The following is a 17,044-nucleotide window of genomic DNA, read 5'->3' as shown; positions in this document are numbered from 1 at the left end:
GGTGGTGGCGGTCTGACCAGGATAGGGGGTCGAGATGCCTATTCTGGACCTGCCATGACCTCCCGCTCCTCCGCCAGCGAGCAGCCGGCGGCGCGTCCGCGGCGCTGGCGCTACGCCGTGCCGGTGATGGCCCTGGTGGCGGGTCTGTTGTTCGGCACCTCGGCGGCGCTGGCTCGCTCGGAGTCGGTGAGCCTCGCCGAGCCTGCGGACCTGGCGGGACTGGTCCAACAGCGCAACGTGGCCGTGGAGAGTCTGGCCGACCAGGCCGCGGAGCTGGCCACGCAGGTCCGCGCGCTGGAGCGCAGCGGAGGCCAGGAGGGCTCACTGGTCGGAGCGAGCCGCGAGGTGGACGCGCTGGCTCCGCTGGTGGGGATGGGACCGGTGCGAGGCCCCGGTCTGCGCGTCGTCCTCGACGACGCCGGATACTCCCTGGACACCCTTCCTCGCGGCTACAGCGTCGACGACGTCGTCGTCCACCAGCAAGATGTCCAGGCGGTGGTCAACGCCCTCTGGGCCGGCGGCGCCGAAGCCATGATGATCCAGGACCAACGCGTCGTCGCCACCAGTGCGGTGCAGTGCGTGGGCAACACCCTGTACCTGCAAGGGAGGGTGTACTCCCCGCCCTACCGCATCGCCGCCATCGGAGACACGGACTCGATGATGGAGTCCTTGGAGCAGGACCCTGTGGTGCAGGACTATCGGGGCTGGTCCGAAGCGCTGGGCCTGGGCTACGTCGTGGAGCCGGTGGAACAGCTCCGGATGCCCGGGTTCGGCAGTGTCCCCCGCCCAGACTTCGCCAGCGCCTCGGATCCGCGCTAACCCCCGTCTGTGCCGGTGCGCTCGGTCGGCTCGCTGGTGGGCTCGGTCGGCTCGCTGGTGGGCTCGGGAGGCTCCGTGGTCGCCGCCGGTTCCTCCGTGGTGGGCTCGGGCGGCGGCTCGTCAACGGTCTCGTCCTGGGGCGCCGTGACGGTCTGGGTCTGGGTCTGGGTCTGGGTCTGGGTCACGGTGGGCACCGGCGCCTGCGCGACGGTGAGCGTGATCCGTGCCCCGTACTCCACCTCCTCACCCGCGTCCGCGGACTGGTCCAGCACGGTGCCGGGTGAGGACTGGCTCGACTCCTCGAACGTCGTGGCGGGTGAGAGCCGCAGCTCGCGCAACGTGGCGAAGGCATCGCCCGAGTCCTGACCCACCACGTCGGGCACCTCGACCAGGCCGCTGGCCAGGGTGAGTCTCACCTCGTCGTCGGGGCTGATGGACTCTCCAGCCTGCGGCTGGGTCGAGACGACCTCACCCGCGGCGAAGTCGACGTCGTTGACCTCGTCGGTCTCCGAGGCCACGCTCAGACCTTCGGCCTGTAGACGGCTGCGGGCCGCCTCCTCGGTGAAGCCGACCACGTCTGGGATCTCGATCGCGTCCGGCCCGCTGGAGACGGTCACCGTCACGCTCGAGCCCTCGTCCACGGTCGTGTTGGCGCTCGGGTCCTGGTCGATGACCTCGTCGACGGGGTCGGACGAGACCTCGCGCTCGACCTCGGACTCCAGCCCTGCCTCGGCGAGGGCCTGCTCGGCCTCGGCCACGTCCATGTTGATGAGGAACGGCACCTGCACTGCAGCGGTGTCATCCTCGGAGGGGCCCAGCACCTGGAAGACGACGAAGCCGATCGCTGCCAGCGCCAACAACGCCAGGGTGCCCAGTACCCAGTAGCCCCCGGTGTGACGTTCCTCGCGGACCGGCATCTCATCCGTGCGCTCCCAGTCCTCGCCGCGCCTGGGCCCGGGCACCGCTGCGCCCGCGACACCACCTGCGGCTGCGTTGGCGGCGGCCGGTGAGCGCCCGGCTCCCGGAGGCCGCCCCTCCCCCGAGGTCGGCACCGCCTCGGTGGCTGCCCCCGGCCGCGAGGCGCGACCGGCCACCGCTCCCGCAGCCCCGCCGGCAAGGCCACCTGAGGCCAGCCGGCTGGTGGCCGACGGGGAGGAGGTGCGCTTGGCCTGAGCTCCGGTGGTGGCGGCGGCGGTGCTGATCGGTGACCCGGCGCGGGCCGCCATCAGATCAGCACGGAACTCCTCAGCGCTCTGGTAGCGGGTCTCGGGCGTCTTGGCCAGCGCGTGCAGGGCGATGGCGTCGAAGGCCTCCGGGATGTCCGCCTGGTACTCCGAGGGTGGTTTCGGTGCCTCGCCCAGGTGCTGGTACACCAACGCGACCGGGTCACCCTGGAAGGGCGTGCGGCCGGCCAAGAGCTCGTAGAGCAGACATCCCGCGGAGTACAGGTCCGAGCGGGCGTCCACCGCGTTGCCCTGCGCCTGCTCCGGGGAGAGGTAGCGCGCAGTGCCGAGCACCGCCTGGGTCTGGGTCATCGTGGCCGCCGTGTCGGCCAGTGCCCGCGCGATGCCGAAGTCCATGACCTTCACGGCCCCTGCTCGGCTGATCATCACGTTGGCGGGTTTGATGTCGCGATGGACGATGCCTTTGTCGTGGGCGTATGCCATGCCCGACAGCACCGAGGCGGTGACCCGGGCTGCCTCGTCCGGGTCCAGCACCTGCTCGTCGTTCAGCACGTCTCGCAGGGTTCTGCCCTCGACTCGCTCCATGACGATGTAGGGGACCTGGACCGACGCCCCGCCGGACTCGGTGACCTCCTGCTCTCCGGAGTCGTAGACGGCCACGATCGCCGGATGGTTGAGCCCGGCGGCGGCTTGCGCCTCGCGGCGGAACCGCGCGAGGAAGGAGGTGTCCCGAGCCAGCTCGCTGCGCAGGATCTTGATGGCCACCGACCGACCGAGCCTCAGGTCGTGGCCGAGGTGGACCTCGGCCATGCCCCCACGTCCGATGAGCTCACCCACCTCGTACCGCCCGCCGAGGACGCGTGGGGCGGCGGCGTTCTTCTCACCGGCCGCGTCGTCGGACCGGGACGAGGTGGGGCCACTGGTGGGAGTGTCGTCGCGGCGCACGGCGGGCGTGTGGTCGTCCTGCGCCGGCTCGGAACGGGCCCCGTTCGGCTCGGTCTCGTCCTCACTCATCGCCGATCCCCGCTTCCAGGACCGTGCGCCCGATCGGGGCAGCGACCGTCCCACCGCTCTGCCCCGACCAGCTCCCGCTGGCGCTCTCGACGATGACCGCCATCGCGATCTGCGGGTCGTCGGCGGGTGCGAAGCCGGTGAACCACGCGTGTGCCGCCCCCTCGCTGCCGAACTCGGCCGTGCCCGTCTTCCCGGCGACCTCCACGCCGGGGATGGCCGCGGCCGCGCCCGACCCGTCGTCCACGACCTCGACCATCATGTCGCGAAGTGCTCGTGCCGTCTCGGAGGAGATGGGGTTGGCGAAGGGGCGGGGGTCCGTCTCGTCGATCACGTCCAGGTCGCTGTCGCGAGCACTCTCGACCAGGAAGGGGTTCATCTGCTGGCCGTCGTTGGCGATGGCGGCTGTGGTCATGGCCACCTGCATCGGTGTGACCCGGACCTCGTGCTGCCCGATGCCGGTCAGCGCCAGCTCGGCGGCACTGACCTGGGCGGGGTAGACACTGGGGGTGACCGGCATCGGGATCTCGACCGACTGGGAGTAGCCGAACTGTTCGGCCTGCTCGCGCACGGACCCGGCCCCCAGCTGCCCGGCGAGCCAGGCCAGGGAGGTGTTGCAGGACACGCGGATGGAGTCGGCCAGGCTGATCTGGTCGCTGGAGACGCATCGGCCGCCTTCGAAGTTCGGCAGCTCGATAGTGGTGCCCGGCAAGGTGTAGGTCTGCGGTCCCTCCAGGGTCGAGCTGGCGGTGTACTCCCCGGACTCGAGGGCGGCGGCAGCGACGACGAGCTTGAAGACCGAGCCCGGCGGGTAGAGGTCGCCCTCGATGGCCCGGTTGACCAGCGGCTGCGCCGGGTCCTCCCCGAGCCGTTCGAACGCCGCGTCCACCTCGCTGAGGTTGTGCGAGGACAGCTCGTTGGGGTCGTAGGAGGGGTGGCTGACCAGGGCGAGGATCGCCCCGGTGCCGGGGTCGAGCGCGACGACAGCACCGCGTCGCTCGCCCAGAGCGTTCTCGGCGGCCTCCTGCACCTTCGGGTCCACGGTGAGCTCGAGCGCGGCGCCTTGCGGCGGTGTGCCGGTGACCATGTCGACGATGCGCTTGTAGAACAGGGAGTCATCGGTGCCCGAGAGCAGTCCGTTGCGCGAGCGCTCCAGGCCACCGTTGGCGCCGTAGGTGAACGAGTAGTAGCCGGTGATGTGCGAGTAGAGCCGCCCCGCGGGGTAGGTCCGGACGAACTGAAGCTGGTCGTCCGTGGCCTCGGACTGCGCCACCGTGGTGGTGTCGGCGAGGATGGGCCCCCGGTCCTGGCTGTAGTTCTCCACCAGGGTGCGCCGGTTGTTCGGGCGGTCGCGCAGCTCGTCGGCCTGGACGAACTGGATCCAGGTCGTGGCGATGAGCAGGGTGGCGAACATCGCGAAGACGAGCACGGCGAGGCGGCGGATCGGAGTGTTCATCGCGTGCTCGCCCGCAGCTCGGCTTCGGCGGGGTGGGGCGCCTCCGGAACGCGCTCGGAGACCGGCCGGCGCGCATGGTCGCTGATCCGCAGCAGGAGGGCGATGATGATCCAGTTCGCCACCAACGACGAGCCGCCCGCGGACAGCAGCGGCGTGGTCAGGCCGGTCAGGGGGATCACGCGGGTGATCCCGCCGATGACCACGAAGCACTGCAGACCGATGGAGAACGCCAACCCGGCGGCCAGCAGCTTGCCGAACCCTTCGCGGGCCCCGATCGCGGTGCGCAGCCCGCGCTCGACGAGCAACGCGTAGAGCAGGATCATCGCGAACAGCCCGATCATCCCCAGCTCCTCACCGAAGCTGGCCACGATGTAGTCGCTGTTGGCGAAGTAGGTCTCCTGCGGGTAGCCCTCTCCGAGGCCGGTGCCGAAGATCCCGCCGTGGCCCATGCCCATCAACCCCTTGGCGACCTGGTCACTGAGGCCCGACTGGAACGGGTCCAGCCACAGCTGGACCCGCTCCTTGACGTGACCGAACAGGGTCCAGGCCACGTAGGCCCCCGCCGCGAACAAGGACAGTCCGATGATCACCCAGGAGATGCGCTCGGTGGCCAGATAGAGCATGGCCACGAAGAGGCCGAAGAACAGCAGTGAGGAGCCGAGGTCCCGCTGCGCGATGAGGATCAGAGCCGACAGGCCCCAGGCCGCGAGGATGGGGCCGAGGTCGCGCCCGCGCGGGAGCTGCAGGCCGAGAACCCGGGTGCCGACCAGCGAGAGCGCGTCGCGGGTCTGCACCAGATACCCCGCGAAGAAGACGGTCAGGGCGATCTTGGCGATCTCACCGGGTTGGAAGGTGAAGCCGGCGATCTTGACCCACAGCCGCGAGCCGTTCTCCTCGTGGCCGATGAGCGGCAGCATCGGCAGCAGCAGCAGGACGAACCCGGTGGCCATGGCCAGGTAGCTGTACTGCCGCAGCAGCCGGTGGTCGCGGAGGTAGTACAGAACGACCGCGGCGAGCACGATGGCCAGGGCACTCCACAGCAGCTGTCGGGTGGCCACACCCTCGGCCTGCTCGAGTCCTTGGCCGATGTCGATGCGATGGATCATCACCAGTCCGAGCCCGTTCAGCAGGGTCGCGATGGGCAGCAGCAGCGGGTCGGCGTACCGGGCCCGCCACCGGATCACCAGGTGCAATCCGAGCACGAGGATGAGGAAGCCACTGGCCTGCGCGACGAGGTTGGCCGGGATGGTGCCGCTGGTGGCCAGGGCGACGTTGACGTAGGCGAGGATCACGATGCCCACGGCGAAAACCAGCAGGGCGAGCTCGGTCCAGCGGCCGGTGCGCGGGCGGACGTCGGTGACGATGCTGGGGGACAGGCTCATTCCTCACACCCCGGGGGCAGCACGGTCTCGATCTGGTCGGCGGGGGGCTCGGTGCCTGGGGGGACGGGCAGCGAGCGACCTCCGGACTGGCCGACGTCCGGGGGGATGACGGGGATGGGAGTGCAGTCACGTTCGATGAGGCCTCGCAGCTCGGTGACGATCGACTCGGCGTCCGGCTCGTCGTCAGCGGACAGGGTGGCGGAGACCCGCTCCTGGTAGAACGGCGGAAGCTCGTCGACGCGGACGTCGGTGACGGTGCTCGGTTCGGACAGGCTCCAGGGGCCGAGGTCCTGGGACAGGCCGCGGAAGATCGCCACGTTGCCTTCGGACTCACCGACGAAGTACTGCTCCTGGCTCCACAGGAAGGTGCCGTAGCCGGCCGCGGCGATCACCGCCAGGGCCGCCACGGTGACCAACCCGCGTCGGAGCCAGGTCAGTGGGCCGGCGTGTCCCTCCTCGGCCAGCTCGGGGGCCTCGGGCTCATCGTGGGTGCGGTGGGACAGCGCGGCCGCTCGGCTGGCCGGGGTGCTGACCCCGCCCTCGGTGCGGTGCGGCCCCCGGCGCTGGCTGGCGGCCCCGACCACCTGCGGCTTGGTGCTGCCGTCGGACTCGACGGCGTCCGCGACCACCACCGTGATGTTGTCGCGGGTGGAGGCACGCAGGGAGATCGCGATCAGCTGGTCGGCGATGTCCCCGGCACTGCCCGGACTACGCAGGATGTCCGCGACGGTGTCCTCGGCCACGTAGTCGGTGACGCCGTCGGAGCACAGCAGCAGCCGGTCACCCGAGCGGAGCTCGCGGACGCTGAGGTCGGGGTGGTCGTCCGTCTTGCCCGTCAGCACCCGAGTGACCAACGACCTTTGCGGGTGGTGCAACGCCTCTTGGGCGTTGATGCGGCCCTCGTCGAGCAGCTGCTGGACGAAGGAGTGGTCGCGCGTGATCTGGGTGACGCGGTTGCCGCGGCGCAGGTAGGCGCGCGAGTCGCCGATGTTCGCGACGGCGAGCTTGGTGCCCGAGCGCAGCATGGCGATGCAGGTGGTCCCCATGCCGGAGGAGTCGGCGGACTCGTGGCTCACCTCGGCGAGCCGGTCGTTGGCCTTGGCGATGCTGTCCTTGAGCACGTCCAGCATGTCGTCGGCACCGTCGCCCTCACCGTCGAGGTGCACCAGCTCTCCGAGGACCAGCGAGCTGGCCACGTCGCCTGCGGCGTGACCGCCCATACCGTCGCACAGCACCAGGAGCTCGGGCCCGGCGTAGGCCGAGTCCTCGTTGCGCGACTTGGTGCCCAGGCCGATGTGCGAGCGAGCGGCGTAGGACAGGCTGATGGCCACGGCGCCCTACCGTCGCAGCTCGATGATCGTCTGCCCGATCCTGATCTGCGCCCCGACGTCCAGGCGGGCTCCGGTGTCGATGCGCTGTTGGTTCACGAAGGTGCCGTTGGTGGAGTCGAGGTCGTCGGCGTACCAGGCGTCGGAGCCCGGATAGATCCGCAGGTGACGACCGGAGGCGAAGTCGTCGGTGAGCACGAGCGAGCACTCGGGGTTCCGGCCGATCAGTACCCCGCCCGACTCCAGGGGCACCGTGGTGCCGCGCAGGGAGCCGGCGACCACCGCGAGATGCGTGGGCATGGGCGACTTGGACCCCTTGCCGCGGGGTGTCCTGGCCGAGCGGGTGTCGCTGCGACGGCTCTGGCTGGGGGAGCGGCTCAGGACCCGCGTGCCGTAGAGGTCGGAGCGCAGTGCGCCCACCACCGAGAAGACGAACGCCCACAACAGTGCGAGCAGCCCCAGACGGACGACGTTGAGGGTGAGCTCGCTCATCGTGCCCGATCCAGGTGGAAGACCACAGTGGTGCGGCCCATCGTGATCCGGTCCCCGTCGTTGAGCTCCTCGGTGCCGATGGAGTCGCCGTTGAGGAAGGTGCCGTTGGTCGAGCCTGCGTCGCGGATCAGCACCTGCAGATGGGGTCCGTCGTGGCTGACCCGGATCTCGGCGTGCCGGCGGCTGATTCCGGGGTCGTCGATGGTGATCGCGGCGCCGGCGTCGCGTCCGAGCAGGGTGACGGCGGTCTGCAGGTTCTCGCGGCGCCCGTCGATGTCGAGCCACGGCTGTGGTCCCCGCGCGTGCTGTCGCGCCCGGCCCGGCGGAGACGTGGCGGGGAGGGCCTTGGTGTCACCGGAGTCGTCCGAGGGTTGGCCTGCGCCCGGGCCTGCCTCGGCATGGCGCTGGCGCGAGGGCTGCGACCCCGTCGGGCGACGCTTGCCCTCCTTGGACGCCGGCTTGACCCGGAAGATGCCGGTCTCGAGGTCGTCGTCCTTGGTCAGCCGCACCTGCATCGGCCCGGGCGAGGTGTAGCGCTGGGAGTCGGCGTGGTCCTCCGCGGCCGCCACGAGCTCGTTGGTCAGGGCGGTGTCGTAGGAGGACAGCCTCTCGTAGTCACTGGAGGCCAGCTCGACCGTGAACAGGTTGGGCACCATCGTGCGTCCCGGCCCGAGCACGGCCGCGCGCTCGTCCATCGCGCCGCGGATGTGGGAGGCGATCTCGACCGGTTGGACCTCGGCCTTGAACACCTTCGCGAAGGGTGCCTTGACGGCCCGCTCCAACTTGCGCTCGAGGTTGTCGAACACTCCCACCGCCTGCCTCCCTTCCACGTCGAGTGCACCTGCGCGGAGCCGATGCCGCGTCGCCGCTGTTCCGAGCGTCACCCGCCCGGTCAGACCATCAGTGATGTTATCTGCCGTGGCTGGGCAGATGGTGTGTCTGCGCGCCGCGGCGACCGCTTCCGGCGGGGCCCGATCGAGGATGGGGAGCGTATCCGGTGCGTGCTAATCTTCTTCGGCACTTGCGCGAGTGGCGGAATAGGCAGACGCGCACGGTTCAGGTCCGTGTGTCCGGAAGGACGTGGGGGTTCAACTCCCCCCTCGCGCACCACAACGACCGGCCCCTCTCCAGCGGATCCCCCGACTGGACGAGGGGCTTCTTCGCGTGCGGCCGCCGGGCCGTCGCCCGCGTGGTGGAATGCGAGGCTGTGGAAGCCGGTTGTCCACACACCGGCAACTCTCGGAGGCACTGATGGCACGCCCATGGACGACTCACGACATCCCCGACCTGAGCGGCCGCGTCGCCCTGGTCACGGGAGGCAATGCCGGCCTCGGGTTGGCGACCGTCGGTGAGCTGGCCCGTCACGGCGCGCACGTCATCCTGACCAGCAGGTCCGCAGAGCGCGGTGCGCAGGCGGTCGCCGCCCTGGGCGACGCGGCAGAACGGGTGGACGTGCTGAGTCTCGACCTGGCGGACCTCGCGTCCATCGCCGACGCCGCCGAGCAGGTGCGCCAACGGCACGAGCGCCTCGACCTGCTCGTCAACAACGCCGGCATCATGGCCGTGCCGGCCGGCGTCACCACCGACGGGTTCGAACGGCAGATGGGCACCAACCACCTGGGCCACTTCGCCCTGACCGGCCGGTTGCTGGACCTGCTGGTCGGCACCCAGGGGGCCCGGGTCGTGAATGTGAGCAGCATCGCTCACCGGATGGGCGAGTACCGGCCGGGCCTGGCCGACGCACCGGGGGCCGACTACAAGCCGTGGCGGGCGTACGGTGCGTCGAAGCTGTCCAACCTGCTCTTCACCTACGAGCTGCAACGACGGCTGACCTCACACAGGTCCGCGGCCATCGCCCTTGCGGCGCATCCGGGCACGGCGGGCACGGGCCTGGGTGACCACCTCTTCGCGAACCGCGCCGGGCGGGTGCTCCAGCCCGTGTTCAGGCGGATGACGCAGAGCCCCGAGGCCGGAGCGTGGCCGACGCTGCGCGCAGCCACGGACCCGGCCGCGTTGGGTGGGCAGTACTACGGCCCGCGTGGTCTGCGTGAGCAGCGCGGAGCACCCGTCGTCGTGACCTCCATCCCCGCCAGCTATGACGTCGCCTCCGCTCAGGCGCTCTGGCAGGAGTCTGAAGAGCTCACCGGAGTCAGCTTCCCCGTCTGACGCCACACACGCCGATCGGGCGTCGCCGCCAATCAGGCCAGTGCGCCGGTCTCTGCGTCCAGGGAGACCAGGGTGTCGAGGAGCACCTGCACGCCCCGGTTGATCTGCTCGGTGGCGGTGAACTCCTCCGGGCAGTGGCTGCGACCCGCGGCCGACGGCACGAAGATCATCCCCATCGGCCCGAGAGCGGCCAGGTGAGCGGCGTCGTGACCGGCCCCGGACGGGACCGCCTGCCAGGAGAGCCCCCGGCCTTCGGACGCGCGGGCGATGTGGTCGCGGATGGTGGGGCTCGTCGGCACCGGAGCCCCCTCGTTGAGCCAGTCCAGCACCGCCGACACCCCGCGGGAGTCGGCCTCGCGACCGATCTGGTCGACCAGGTTGCGGTGGGCCTGGCCCAGCCATCCGGCGTCGGTCGAGCGCAGCTCCGCCCAGACGCGGGCCTCGCCGGGTACCGCGCTGACGATCCCCGGCGAGGCGTCGACCCGGCCCACCGTGGCCACCCCGCCCGCCGGGGCCCCGCATCCCTCGCGTTCGACGGCGAGCACAGCGGCGGCGGCGCTGGCCAGCGCGTCCTGGCGGTCGGCCATGGGCATCGTGCCCGCGTGGTCGGTCCGACCCGTGAACGTGGCCAGCACGCGGGTGATGCCGGTGATCGCGGTCACCACGCCGATGTCGGTGCCACCCCGCTCCAGCCGGGGGCCCTGCTCGACGTGCAGCTCGACGTAGGCGTGCAGGGAGTCCTCGGGCCAGGCCTGCGCCACCGCCGCACCCGGGTCGACCCCGAACTGCTCCAGGTCGGTCCCGAGCTTCCTGCCGTCCGCGTCCGTCAGGTCGAGGTGGGACCGCGTGAGTCCTCCGACCATGGCCCGGGAACCGAGGCAGGAGGTGCCGAAGCGGTTGGCCTCCTCGCCGAAGAAGTCCACGACGTACAGGTCGCGCTCCAGCGAGGCCCCGGACTCTCGGAGCAGCGAAGCCACCTCGATCGCGCCGACGACGCCGACGATGCCGTCGAACCGCCCTCCGCTGACCACAGTGTCGGTGTGCGAGCCCGTCATCACGGGCTTGAGATGGGCGTTGCGGCCCGGTAACCGGCCGACGATGTTTCCGGCGCCGTCGAGACGTACCTCGAGGCCCGCCTCCCGCATCGCGGAGCGGATCCAGTCCCGCGACGCCCGGTAGGGATCGGAGAGGACCACGCGAGTCCATCCCTGGTAGTCGTCGTCGACGTACTCCGCGAGGTGGCGCAGTCGCGCTTCGATCGCCTCCGGGTCGGGCACCGGCGTCGCGCTCATGCGGACCCCCCCGACCCCTGGGAGGTCGCGGCCATCGCGCGGCGGAGCTCCTCGGAGTACTTCCCGGCTGGGTTTTCCAGCGTGGGGAAGGCATCGACGAACGGCCGGAGCTCCCTCGCGGCCAGCGCGTTCAGGCGCTCTAGCTCGGTGACGGGGTCGGGGTGGTCGTCGACGCGCAGGTCGAGCCACGGGTACGGCTGGTCCGCGAACACGGTGAGCGCCGCCGACTGTCGGCCTCGCACGTCACCACCGGCATCCTGCCCCGAGCGCAAGGCCGCGAGCACCCGGTCGCCCAAGGATGACTCGGTCCCGGACACGTATCTGGCGGCCATCGCGTGCAACGTGTCGACCCCGACCAGCATGTTGCCCCCCACGGCCCACCTGTCCCCGACCAGGTCCCCGCAGGCCTCCGTGGTTCGCTGGCCGGTATGCGCGGCCGCGGTGCCGTCCCGGCTCACCACGAGCGCCTGCCGCATCTGCGGGTCCGGGTCGCGCTCCAGGGCCTGGGCCAGAGCCTCACCAGCGGTCGCTTCCCGCTCCAGCGCCTGGGTAGCCCACAGACCGAGCAGCGGGTTGGTCCATGCCTGGGTCGAGACGGCCCCCCGCGCGGTGACGAAGAGGCACGTTCCCCCCACGGCGACCGTGCGCGTGCTGATGGCCGCGGCGCAGAACCTGCCGTTGGTCGCGACGAGCGCGAAGGTCACCGCCGCTCACCAGACCTGGTCGTTGCGCAGCTCGTAGACCCAGATCGCGAGGATCACCACCAGCGCCAGCAGCAGCAGTGCCACTGAGCCCCACGCCAGGATGGTGAATCCGGTCTCGCCGAGGTACCAGTGCGGGTTCTCATCCATGGTCAGCCCTCTTTCATCGCGGACGTACGTTCGTGGCCGGCGTAGGCCAGGATCTTCCAGTCGAAGTCCTGCGGCTTGGCCCGGCTGCCCAGAACGGTCACCAGCGCCGAGACGACGAAGCCGGTGAGGGCGGCGCCGAAGGACGAGACCGCGAAGTAGAAGACCAGGCCGCTGGCGGAGCCGAGCACCATCCCCGCCGAGGCCGCCACCGGGTTGGTCTTGTCCCAGTAGAGGCCACAGAGCACCGGCCACACCGTCGACCCGACGAGCGCCCCGGCGAAGAGCAACAACCCGTACATCGAGGTGACGTACACCCAGGCCAGCGCGATGGTGAGCACGCAGAGCACGGCGATGAGCCGGCGCACCGTCTGTTTCATCGTCTCATCGTCCGCCTCGGGGTTGACGAACGGACGGTAGAAGTCCTGAGCGAGCAGGGTTGCGGTCGCGGTCAGGAGACCCGAGCCCGTGCTCGCGAGTGCGGCGAAGACGACGATGAAGATCAGCGCGGCGCCCAACGGTCCCAGCAGGGTGGAGGCCACCACCGGCAGGACCATGTTCACCTGCGGGATGTCGAAGTCGCCGGGGAAGGCGATGGCCACCAGGGTCACGACCCCAGCCACCAAAGGCACCGTCATCCAGGCGACGCCGCTGACGATGAAGCCTTTGAGGTTGACCGAGGGCCGCGAGGAGTAGGCGCGCATCCACCAGATGTTGGAGTGGAAGACCTCACCCATGCTGAACAGGCCGGTGTTCCATGCGTAGAGCAGCCCCGCGGGCAGCAGAAGGTCGAGGTGCCCCGGTTTGTTCTCGATGACTCCGGCCTGGATCTCGGCCGGGCTGTAGGTCGTCAGGGCCATGAAGGCCACGACGATGAGCAGGCCCAGGATGATCATCGCCTGGATGAAGTCCATGCCGATGACACCGCGCATACCGCCGAGCAGGGTGTAGATCGTGGTCACGATCATCACCGTGAGCAGCCCGACGTGGTAGTCGAGGCCCGTGAGTGCCTCCACCAGCAGCCCGGCCCCCATGCCGAGGGTGATCAGGAAGGCCAGGAAGTAGAAGACGCTGATCGCCATGAACGGGACCCACGCACCCCTGCCGTAGCGCAGGCGCATGAAGTCGCCGCTGGTGAAGCCGTTCGGCATCAGACGCCGAATGCGCAAGGCCAGCGGGGCGAAGGCGAGGAGGCCGAACCCGGCGAAACAGTAGCCGATGACCCCCCAGACGCCGATCTTGTAGGCCTGCTCGGGCGCCGCGAGCACGGTGTTACCGGTCACCCAGGTCGCCATGAGGGTGGCGGTGACCAGCGCCAGGCCGACGTTGCGACCGGCGAAGAGGTAGCCCTTGGTGCCCTCCGAGTTGGTGCGGCCCCAGTGCACCCCCAGACCGATCCACAGCAGCGAGAACACCACCATGATCGCCGCGCCGACCAGAGGGTCGAGGAAGGCGTCCTCGCTCACGAGTCCGTTCCCTCGTGCTCGGCGAACCAGCGCTCGCTGCGCCGGTGAGCGATGACGATCGTGACCGCGGTGATGAGGGTGGCGACCATGCCGATCATGAACATGGTGACTCCCAGGGCGAAGCTGTCCTCCATGCGTCCTCCTCCGACGAACCATCCCTATGATCACTGCTTTCGGGTGCAACGCTCGATAGAACGCGAGAATCCGGCGGATTGAGGTAAGCATATGCAAGGAACCACCACCATCGACGAGCTCGACCTCGCCTTGGTGGCCGCCCTCATGGCCAGCCCCCGTGCGCCCTGGACGCGAGTCGCAGCGGCGGTCGGCGTGAGCGCCTCCGCGGCGAGCCGCCGATGGCAGCGGCTTGCCGAGGAGCAGCTGGCATGGACCACGGCGCACCCGGGCAAGCACTTCACCGACTGGGGGGTCTTCGCCGTCGCCTCGTTGCGTTGCGACGTCGACCGGATCACCTCCGCCGCAGATGAGCTGGCCGACGACCCGATGGCCATCACCGTGGAGGTCATGTCGGGAGCCACGGACATCGAGGTCACGATCGCCACGGCCACCTGGGCGGAGTACACGGCCTACCTGCTCACCCGCCTGCCCGGTATCGAGGGGGTACGTGCCGTTGACTCCATGGTGGTGACCCGGATCCACCGCGAGGGCAGCGAGTGGCGGCCTGGGGCGCTGGACGCCGCGCAGCGCAACCGGCTGCCTACCGAGGAGGGGGTGACTGCCGAGGCTCCGCCGATGGACGGCGTGGACATCGTGCTGTGTCAGGCTCTGGGTGAGGACGCGCGCATGTCGCTGGAGGTGCTGGCGCAACGATGCGGGACCAGCCCGAGCAGCGTGACCCGCCGTATCCGCCGGCTGGTCGGCCATGGGGTGCTGGCACTGCGGTGTGACCTCGCCGCCCCGCAGTGGGCGTGGCCGGTCCAAGCGCGGGTGCGCGGGCACCTGAGCAGCGAGAGCCGCTCGGGACCGTTGCGCACCGAGGACACCACCGAGGTTCGGCTGGCCGTCAGCGGAACGGGCGAGCACGGGATGCACGCGACAGTGTGGCTGCGTCGCGTCGTGGAGCTGCCCGACGTCGAGCAGCGGCTGTGTGCCGCCTGGCCTGGCTTCGTCGTGGGGGACCGCAGCCTGACCTTGCGCACGCTCAAGCGCATGGGCAACCGGCTGGGAGCCGACGGTCGGCGGGAGGGCTACCAGGGGCTGCTGACCTGGGAGGGCTATCTCGACTGACCCGGCCCGGCCATCGTGGCCAGACGCCGGGCGAGTCCTGCGACCGCCTCGCGCAGCCCGTCGGGCTGCAGGATCTCCGCCTCGAACCCCAAGGCCGCGATGTGCAGGGCCAGCCAGTCGAGGTCGTCGCCACCGACCTCCAGCACGCACCATCCGTCGTTCTGGTCCTCTACCCGGCCGACCTGCGGCGGCACCCGCTCGCGGACGCGTTCGGCCGGGGCGTGCAGCCGCACCCGCGCCAGGTGCCGGTACGGCGACCCCGAGACCGACCGCTGGACATAGGTGGCCGGATCAGGGTGCGGGCGCGGCGAGAACCGAAGCGTCGAGCTGCTCACCTCACTCATGCGGTCCAGGCGGAACGTACGCCAGTCGTCGCGTTCGGCATCCCACGCCATGAGATACCAGCGACGACCGGTGGTGACCATCTGCACCGGCTCCACCGACCGTTGGCTGCGCCGTCCGTCGGGGCGCAGATAGGAGAAGTGCACGCGCACGTGGTCCCGGCAGGCGCGGGCGATCGTGACCAGTAGCTCGGCATCCACCTCGACACCGGGGCCGACCAACGTGGCGGTCGCGTCGTGCACTGCGCGCACTTCGCTGCGCAGCCGCGGGGGCATCACCTGGTCGAGCTTGGCCAGAGCCCGGACCGCCGCCTCGCTCGCGCCGGCCACCGTGCCCACCGAGGCCATCCGCAGTGACACCGCTGTCGCGATCGCCTCCTGGTCGTCGAGCAGTAGGGGCGGAAGCCGTGTCCCGGCCCCGAGCCGATAGCCGCCGCCGACGCCCGCACGGGCCTGGACGGGGTAGCCCAGGTTGCGGAGGCGCTGGACGTCTCGTCGCACCGAGCGCGCGGTGACGCCGAGCTCCCGGGTCAGCTCGTCAGCGGTCCACGACGGTCGACGCTGCAGCAACCCCAGCAACCGCAGAATGCGCTCGCTGGTCCCGTCGGCCTTCATTCGAGCATTCTTTCTCAATAACGGACCGCTTTGGTCCGGATGACCTGCCACGGTGAGGTTCATGACAGAGATGACGCTGAACGACCTGCTCCGCGACCAGATGGAGTGGCACTGGACCCAGCAGCTCCGTCCGCGACTCGACGGACTGACGGACGAGGAGTACTTCTGGGAGCCGGCGCCGGAGTGCTGGAACGTGCGGTCCCGCGGGGCCAGCACGGCCCCGGTGCAGGCGGGGTCCGGGATGATGACGATCGACTTCGCCTTCCCCGAGCCGGACCCGCCGCCGCTGACGACCATCGCCTGGCGGCTCGGCCACGTGATCGTGGGCGTCCTGGCGATGCGCAATGCTGCGCACTTCGGTCGGGAGCTCACCGACTACGGGTCGTTCGCCTACGCCGAGACCGCGACCGCCGCTCTGGATCAGCTCGACCAGGAGTACCGGCGGTGGATGTCAGGGGTGCAGGCGTTGACCGCGGAGGCGCTGGCTGCGCCCTGTGGTGAGGAGGAGCCGTTCCGTCAGGCCTCGATGAGTAGGCTGGTGCTGCACATCCACCGGGAGCTGATCCACCACGGTGCTGAGGTGGGCTTGCTGCGTGACCTCTACCGAGCCACGGAGGGCCGCTGATGTCGCGTGACATTCAGATCACCGTCGACTGCGCCGACCCCGCCGCGCTCGCAGCATTCTGGGCCGAGGCGCTCGAGTCCCAGATCCAGCCACCACCGGAGGGTTTCGCCTCGTGGTCCGAAGCGTTGGAGGCGTGGGGCGTGCCGCCGGAAGAGCACAACGACGCCTCGCTGGTCACCGACCCTGCGGGCAGGGTCCCTCGGCTGTACTTCCAGCGCGTCCCCGAGGCCAAGCGGGTGAAGAACCGCCTCCACCTGGACCTTCGCGCCGCGCCGGGCCTGGAGGCGCAGGAGCGTATGTCGGCACTGGAGGCGGAAGCCGCACGGCTCGTTTCGATCGGGGCGACTCGGCTGGAGCGGCATGAGCCCGCTCCTCCGCTCGACGGCGGGCACATCGTGATGGCGGACCCTGAGGGCAACGAGTTCTGTCTCGACTGACGGCTGCGGGTCAGGCCGTCGAGCGCGGTCCCCCAGGTCGCAATCTGTCGTGAGAAGAGCACGAAACCCGTGCTTCTGGGGACAAGAAAATGGCTCGGCCATCTCACTGACAAAAGTCACGAAATGCGCACAGAGTCACCCTTACAGGTGACAAGTCGCGGGGGTGGGGTTACTTTGAGGCAGTTCTGGCGGGACCGCCGCAGCACCTTCACGGCTCCCGTGACCGACCGCCGACGAGGGAGCTATGGGCAGTTTCTTTACTTTCGTGCAGGAGAACTGGGCGGTCATCTCGGCCAACGGGTGGCAACATCTCTGGCTGGTGATCCAGGTGCTGGTC

At 70.1% G+C, this 17,044-nt stretch carries 17 protein-coding genes and 1 tRNA gene; 6 read left to right on the top strand and 12 right to left on the bottom strand.

The window, feature by feature from the left end; genetic code table 11:
* Positions 1 to 54: 54 nt before the first annotated feature.
* A complete protein-coding gene (locus VJ976_RS10305; RefSeq protein ID WP_324100132.1) occupies positions 55 to 819 on the top strand; it encodes a DUF881 domain-containing protein in 765 nt (254 codons plus the stop codon).
* Here the strand turns inward: VJ976_RS10305 and pknB are convergent.
* Genes pknB through VJ976_RS10275 form a run of 6 tightly spaced genes read right to left on the bottom strand, consistent with a single transcriptional unit; the run spans position 816 to position 8,484 of the window.
* Positions 816 to 3,017 (bottom strand): Stk1 family PASTA domain-containing Ser/Thr kinase, encoded by a 2,202-nt coding sequence (gene pknB, locus VJ976_RS10300; protein WP_324100131.1) that lies wholly within the window; start codon positions 3,015 to 3,017, stop codon positions 816 to 818. The genes VJ976_RS10305 and pknB overlap by 4 nt on opposite strands.
* Positions 3,010 to 4,470: a penicillin-binding protein 2 gene (locus VJ976_RS10295; protein WP_324100130.1), complete on the bottom strand. Its 1,461-nt coding sequence runs from the start codon at positions 4,468 to 4,470 to the stop codon at positions 3,010 to 3,012. The genes pknB and VJ976_RS10295 overlap by 8 nt, the downstream gene beginning before the upstream one ends.
* Positions 4,467 to 5,852, bottom strand: a complete 1,386-nt coding sequence (locus VJ976_RS10290; RefSeq protein ID WP_324100129.1) for an FtsW/RodA/SpoVE family cell cycle protein — start codon at positions 5,850 to 5,852, stop codon at positions 4,467 to 4,469. Before VJ976_RS10290 ends, VJ976_RS10295 begins: the two co-directional genes overlap by 4 nt.
* A complete protein-coding gene (locus VJ976_RS10285) occupies positions 5,849 to 7,183 on the bottom strand; it encodes a PP2C family protein-serine/threonine phosphatase (RefSeq protein ID WP_324100128.1) in 1,335 nt (444 codons plus the stop codon). Before VJ976_RS10285 ends, VJ976_RS10290 begins: the two co-directional genes overlap by 4 nt.
* A 6-nt stretch (positions 7,184 to 7,189) precedes the next feature.
* Complete coding sequence (locus tag VJ976_RS10280) at positions 7,190 to 7,672, bottom strand: FHA domain-containing protein FhaB/FipA (RefSeq protein WP_324100127.1); 483 nt, start codon at positions 7,670 to 7,672, stop codon at positions 7,190 to 7,192.
* A complete protein-coding gene (locus tag VJ976_RS10275; protein ID WP_324100126.1) occupies positions 7,669 to 8,484 on the bottom strand; it encodes a DUF3662 and FHA domain-containing protein in 816 nt (271 codons plus the stop codon). The genes VJ976_RS10280 and VJ976_RS10275 overlap by 4 nt, the downstream gene beginning before the upstream one ends.
* A 211-nt stretch (positions 8,485 to 8,695) precedes the next feature.
* On the opposite strand from VJ976_RS10275, the gene VJ976_RS10270 reads away from it, so the two are divergent.
* Positions 8,696 to 8,782 (top strand) — tRNA-Leu (locus VJ976_RS10270).
* 141 nt (positions 8,783 to 8,923) lie between these two features.
* Positions 8,924 to 9,838, top strand: coding sequence for an oxidoreductase (locus VJ976_RS10265; RefSeq protein ID WP_324100125.1), 915 nt, complete (start codon positions 8,924 to 8,926; stop codon positions 9,836 to 9,838).
* A gap of 32 nt (positions 9,839 to 9,870) precedes the next feature.
* On the opposite strand, the gene VJ976_RS10260 is transcribed toward VJ976_RS10265, so the two are convergent.
* The 5 genes from VJ976_RS10260 to VJ976_RS10240 are packed head-to-tail and all read right to left on the bottom strand — an operon-like array spanning position 9,871 to position 13,578.
* A complete protein-coding gene (locus tag VJ976_RS10260; RefSeq protein WP_324100124.1) occupies positions 9,871 to 11,130 on the bottom strand; it encodes a M20 family metallo-hydrolase in 1,260 nt (419 codons plus the stop codon).
* Entirely contained in the window at positions 11,127 to 11,834 is a 708-nt protein-coding gene (locus VJ976_RS10255) for a DUF1028 domain-containing protein (RefSeq protein WP_324100123.1), read from the bottom strand. Before VJ976_RS10255 ends, VJ976_RS10260 begins: the two co-directional genes overlap by 4 nt.
* A 6-nt stretch (positions 11,835 to 11,840) precedes the next feature.
* A complete protein-coding gene (locus VJ976_RS10250; protein WP_324100122.1) occupies positions 11,841 to 11,981 on the bottom strand; it encodes a hypothetical protein in 141 nt (46 codons plus the stop codon).
* A gap of 2 nt (positions 11,982 to 11,983) precedes the next feature.
* Positions 11,984 to 13,444: a sodium:solute symporter family transporter gene (locus VJ976_RS10245; protein ID WP_324100121.1), complete on the bottom strand. Its 1,461-nt coding sequence runs from the start codon at positions 13,442 to 13,444 to the stop codon at positions 11,984 to 11,986.
* Positions 13,441 to 13,578, bottom strand: coding sequence for a hypothetical protein (locus VJ976_RS10240; RefSeq protein WP_324100120.1), 138 nt, complete (start codon positions 13,576 to 13,578; stop codon positions 13,441 to 13,443). Before VJ976_RS10240 ends, VJ976_RS10245 begins: the two co-directional genes overlap by 4 nt.
* A gap of 91 nt (positions 13,579 to 13,669) precedes the next feature.
* On the opposite strand from VJ976_RS10240, the gene VJ976_RS10235 reads away from it, so the two are divergent.
* Positions 13,670 to 14,689 carry an Lrp/AsnC family transcriptional regulator gene (locus tag VJ976_RS10235; RefSeq protein ID WP_324100119.1) on the top strand — a complete coding sequence of 340 codons (1,020 nt, stop codon included), beginning with the start codon at positions 13,670 to 13,672 and terminating at the stop codon, positions 14,687 to 14,689.
* On the opposite strand, the gene VJ976_RS10230 is transcribed toward VJ976_RS10235, so the two are convergent.
* Entirely contained in the window at positions 14,677 to 15,645 is a 969-nt protein-coding gene (locus VJ976_RS10230; RefSeq protein ID WP_324100118.1) for a YafY family protein, read from the bottom strand. The genes VJ976_RS10235 and VJ976_RS10230 overlap by 13 nt on opposite strands.
* 61 nt (positions 15,646 to 15,706) lie before the next feature.
* On the opposite strand from VJ976_RS10230, the gene VJ976_RS10225 reads away from it, so the two are divergent.
* Entirely contained in the window at positions 15,707 to 16,270 is a 564-nt protein-coding gene (locus tag VJ976_RS10225; protein ID WP_324100117.1) for a DinB family protein, read from the top strand.
* Positions 16,270 to 16,707, top strand: a complete 438-nt coding sequence (locus VJ976_RS10220; protein ID WP_324100116.1) for a VOC family protein — start codon at positions 16,270 to 16,272, stop codon at positions 16,705 to 16,707. Before VJ976_RS10225 ends, VJ976_RS10220 begins: the two co-directional genes overlap by 1 nt.
* Positions 16,708 to 17,044: the final 337 nt, after the last annotated feature.

It is taken from the genome of Ornithinimicrobium sp., assembly GCF_035267225.1.
In the GTDB taxonomy this organism is placed as follows: domain Bacteria; phylum Actinomycetota; class Actinomycetes; order Actinomycetales; family Dermatophilaceae; genus Ornithinicoccus.
This window is presented reverse-complemented; position numbering and strand designations above follow the sequence as displayed.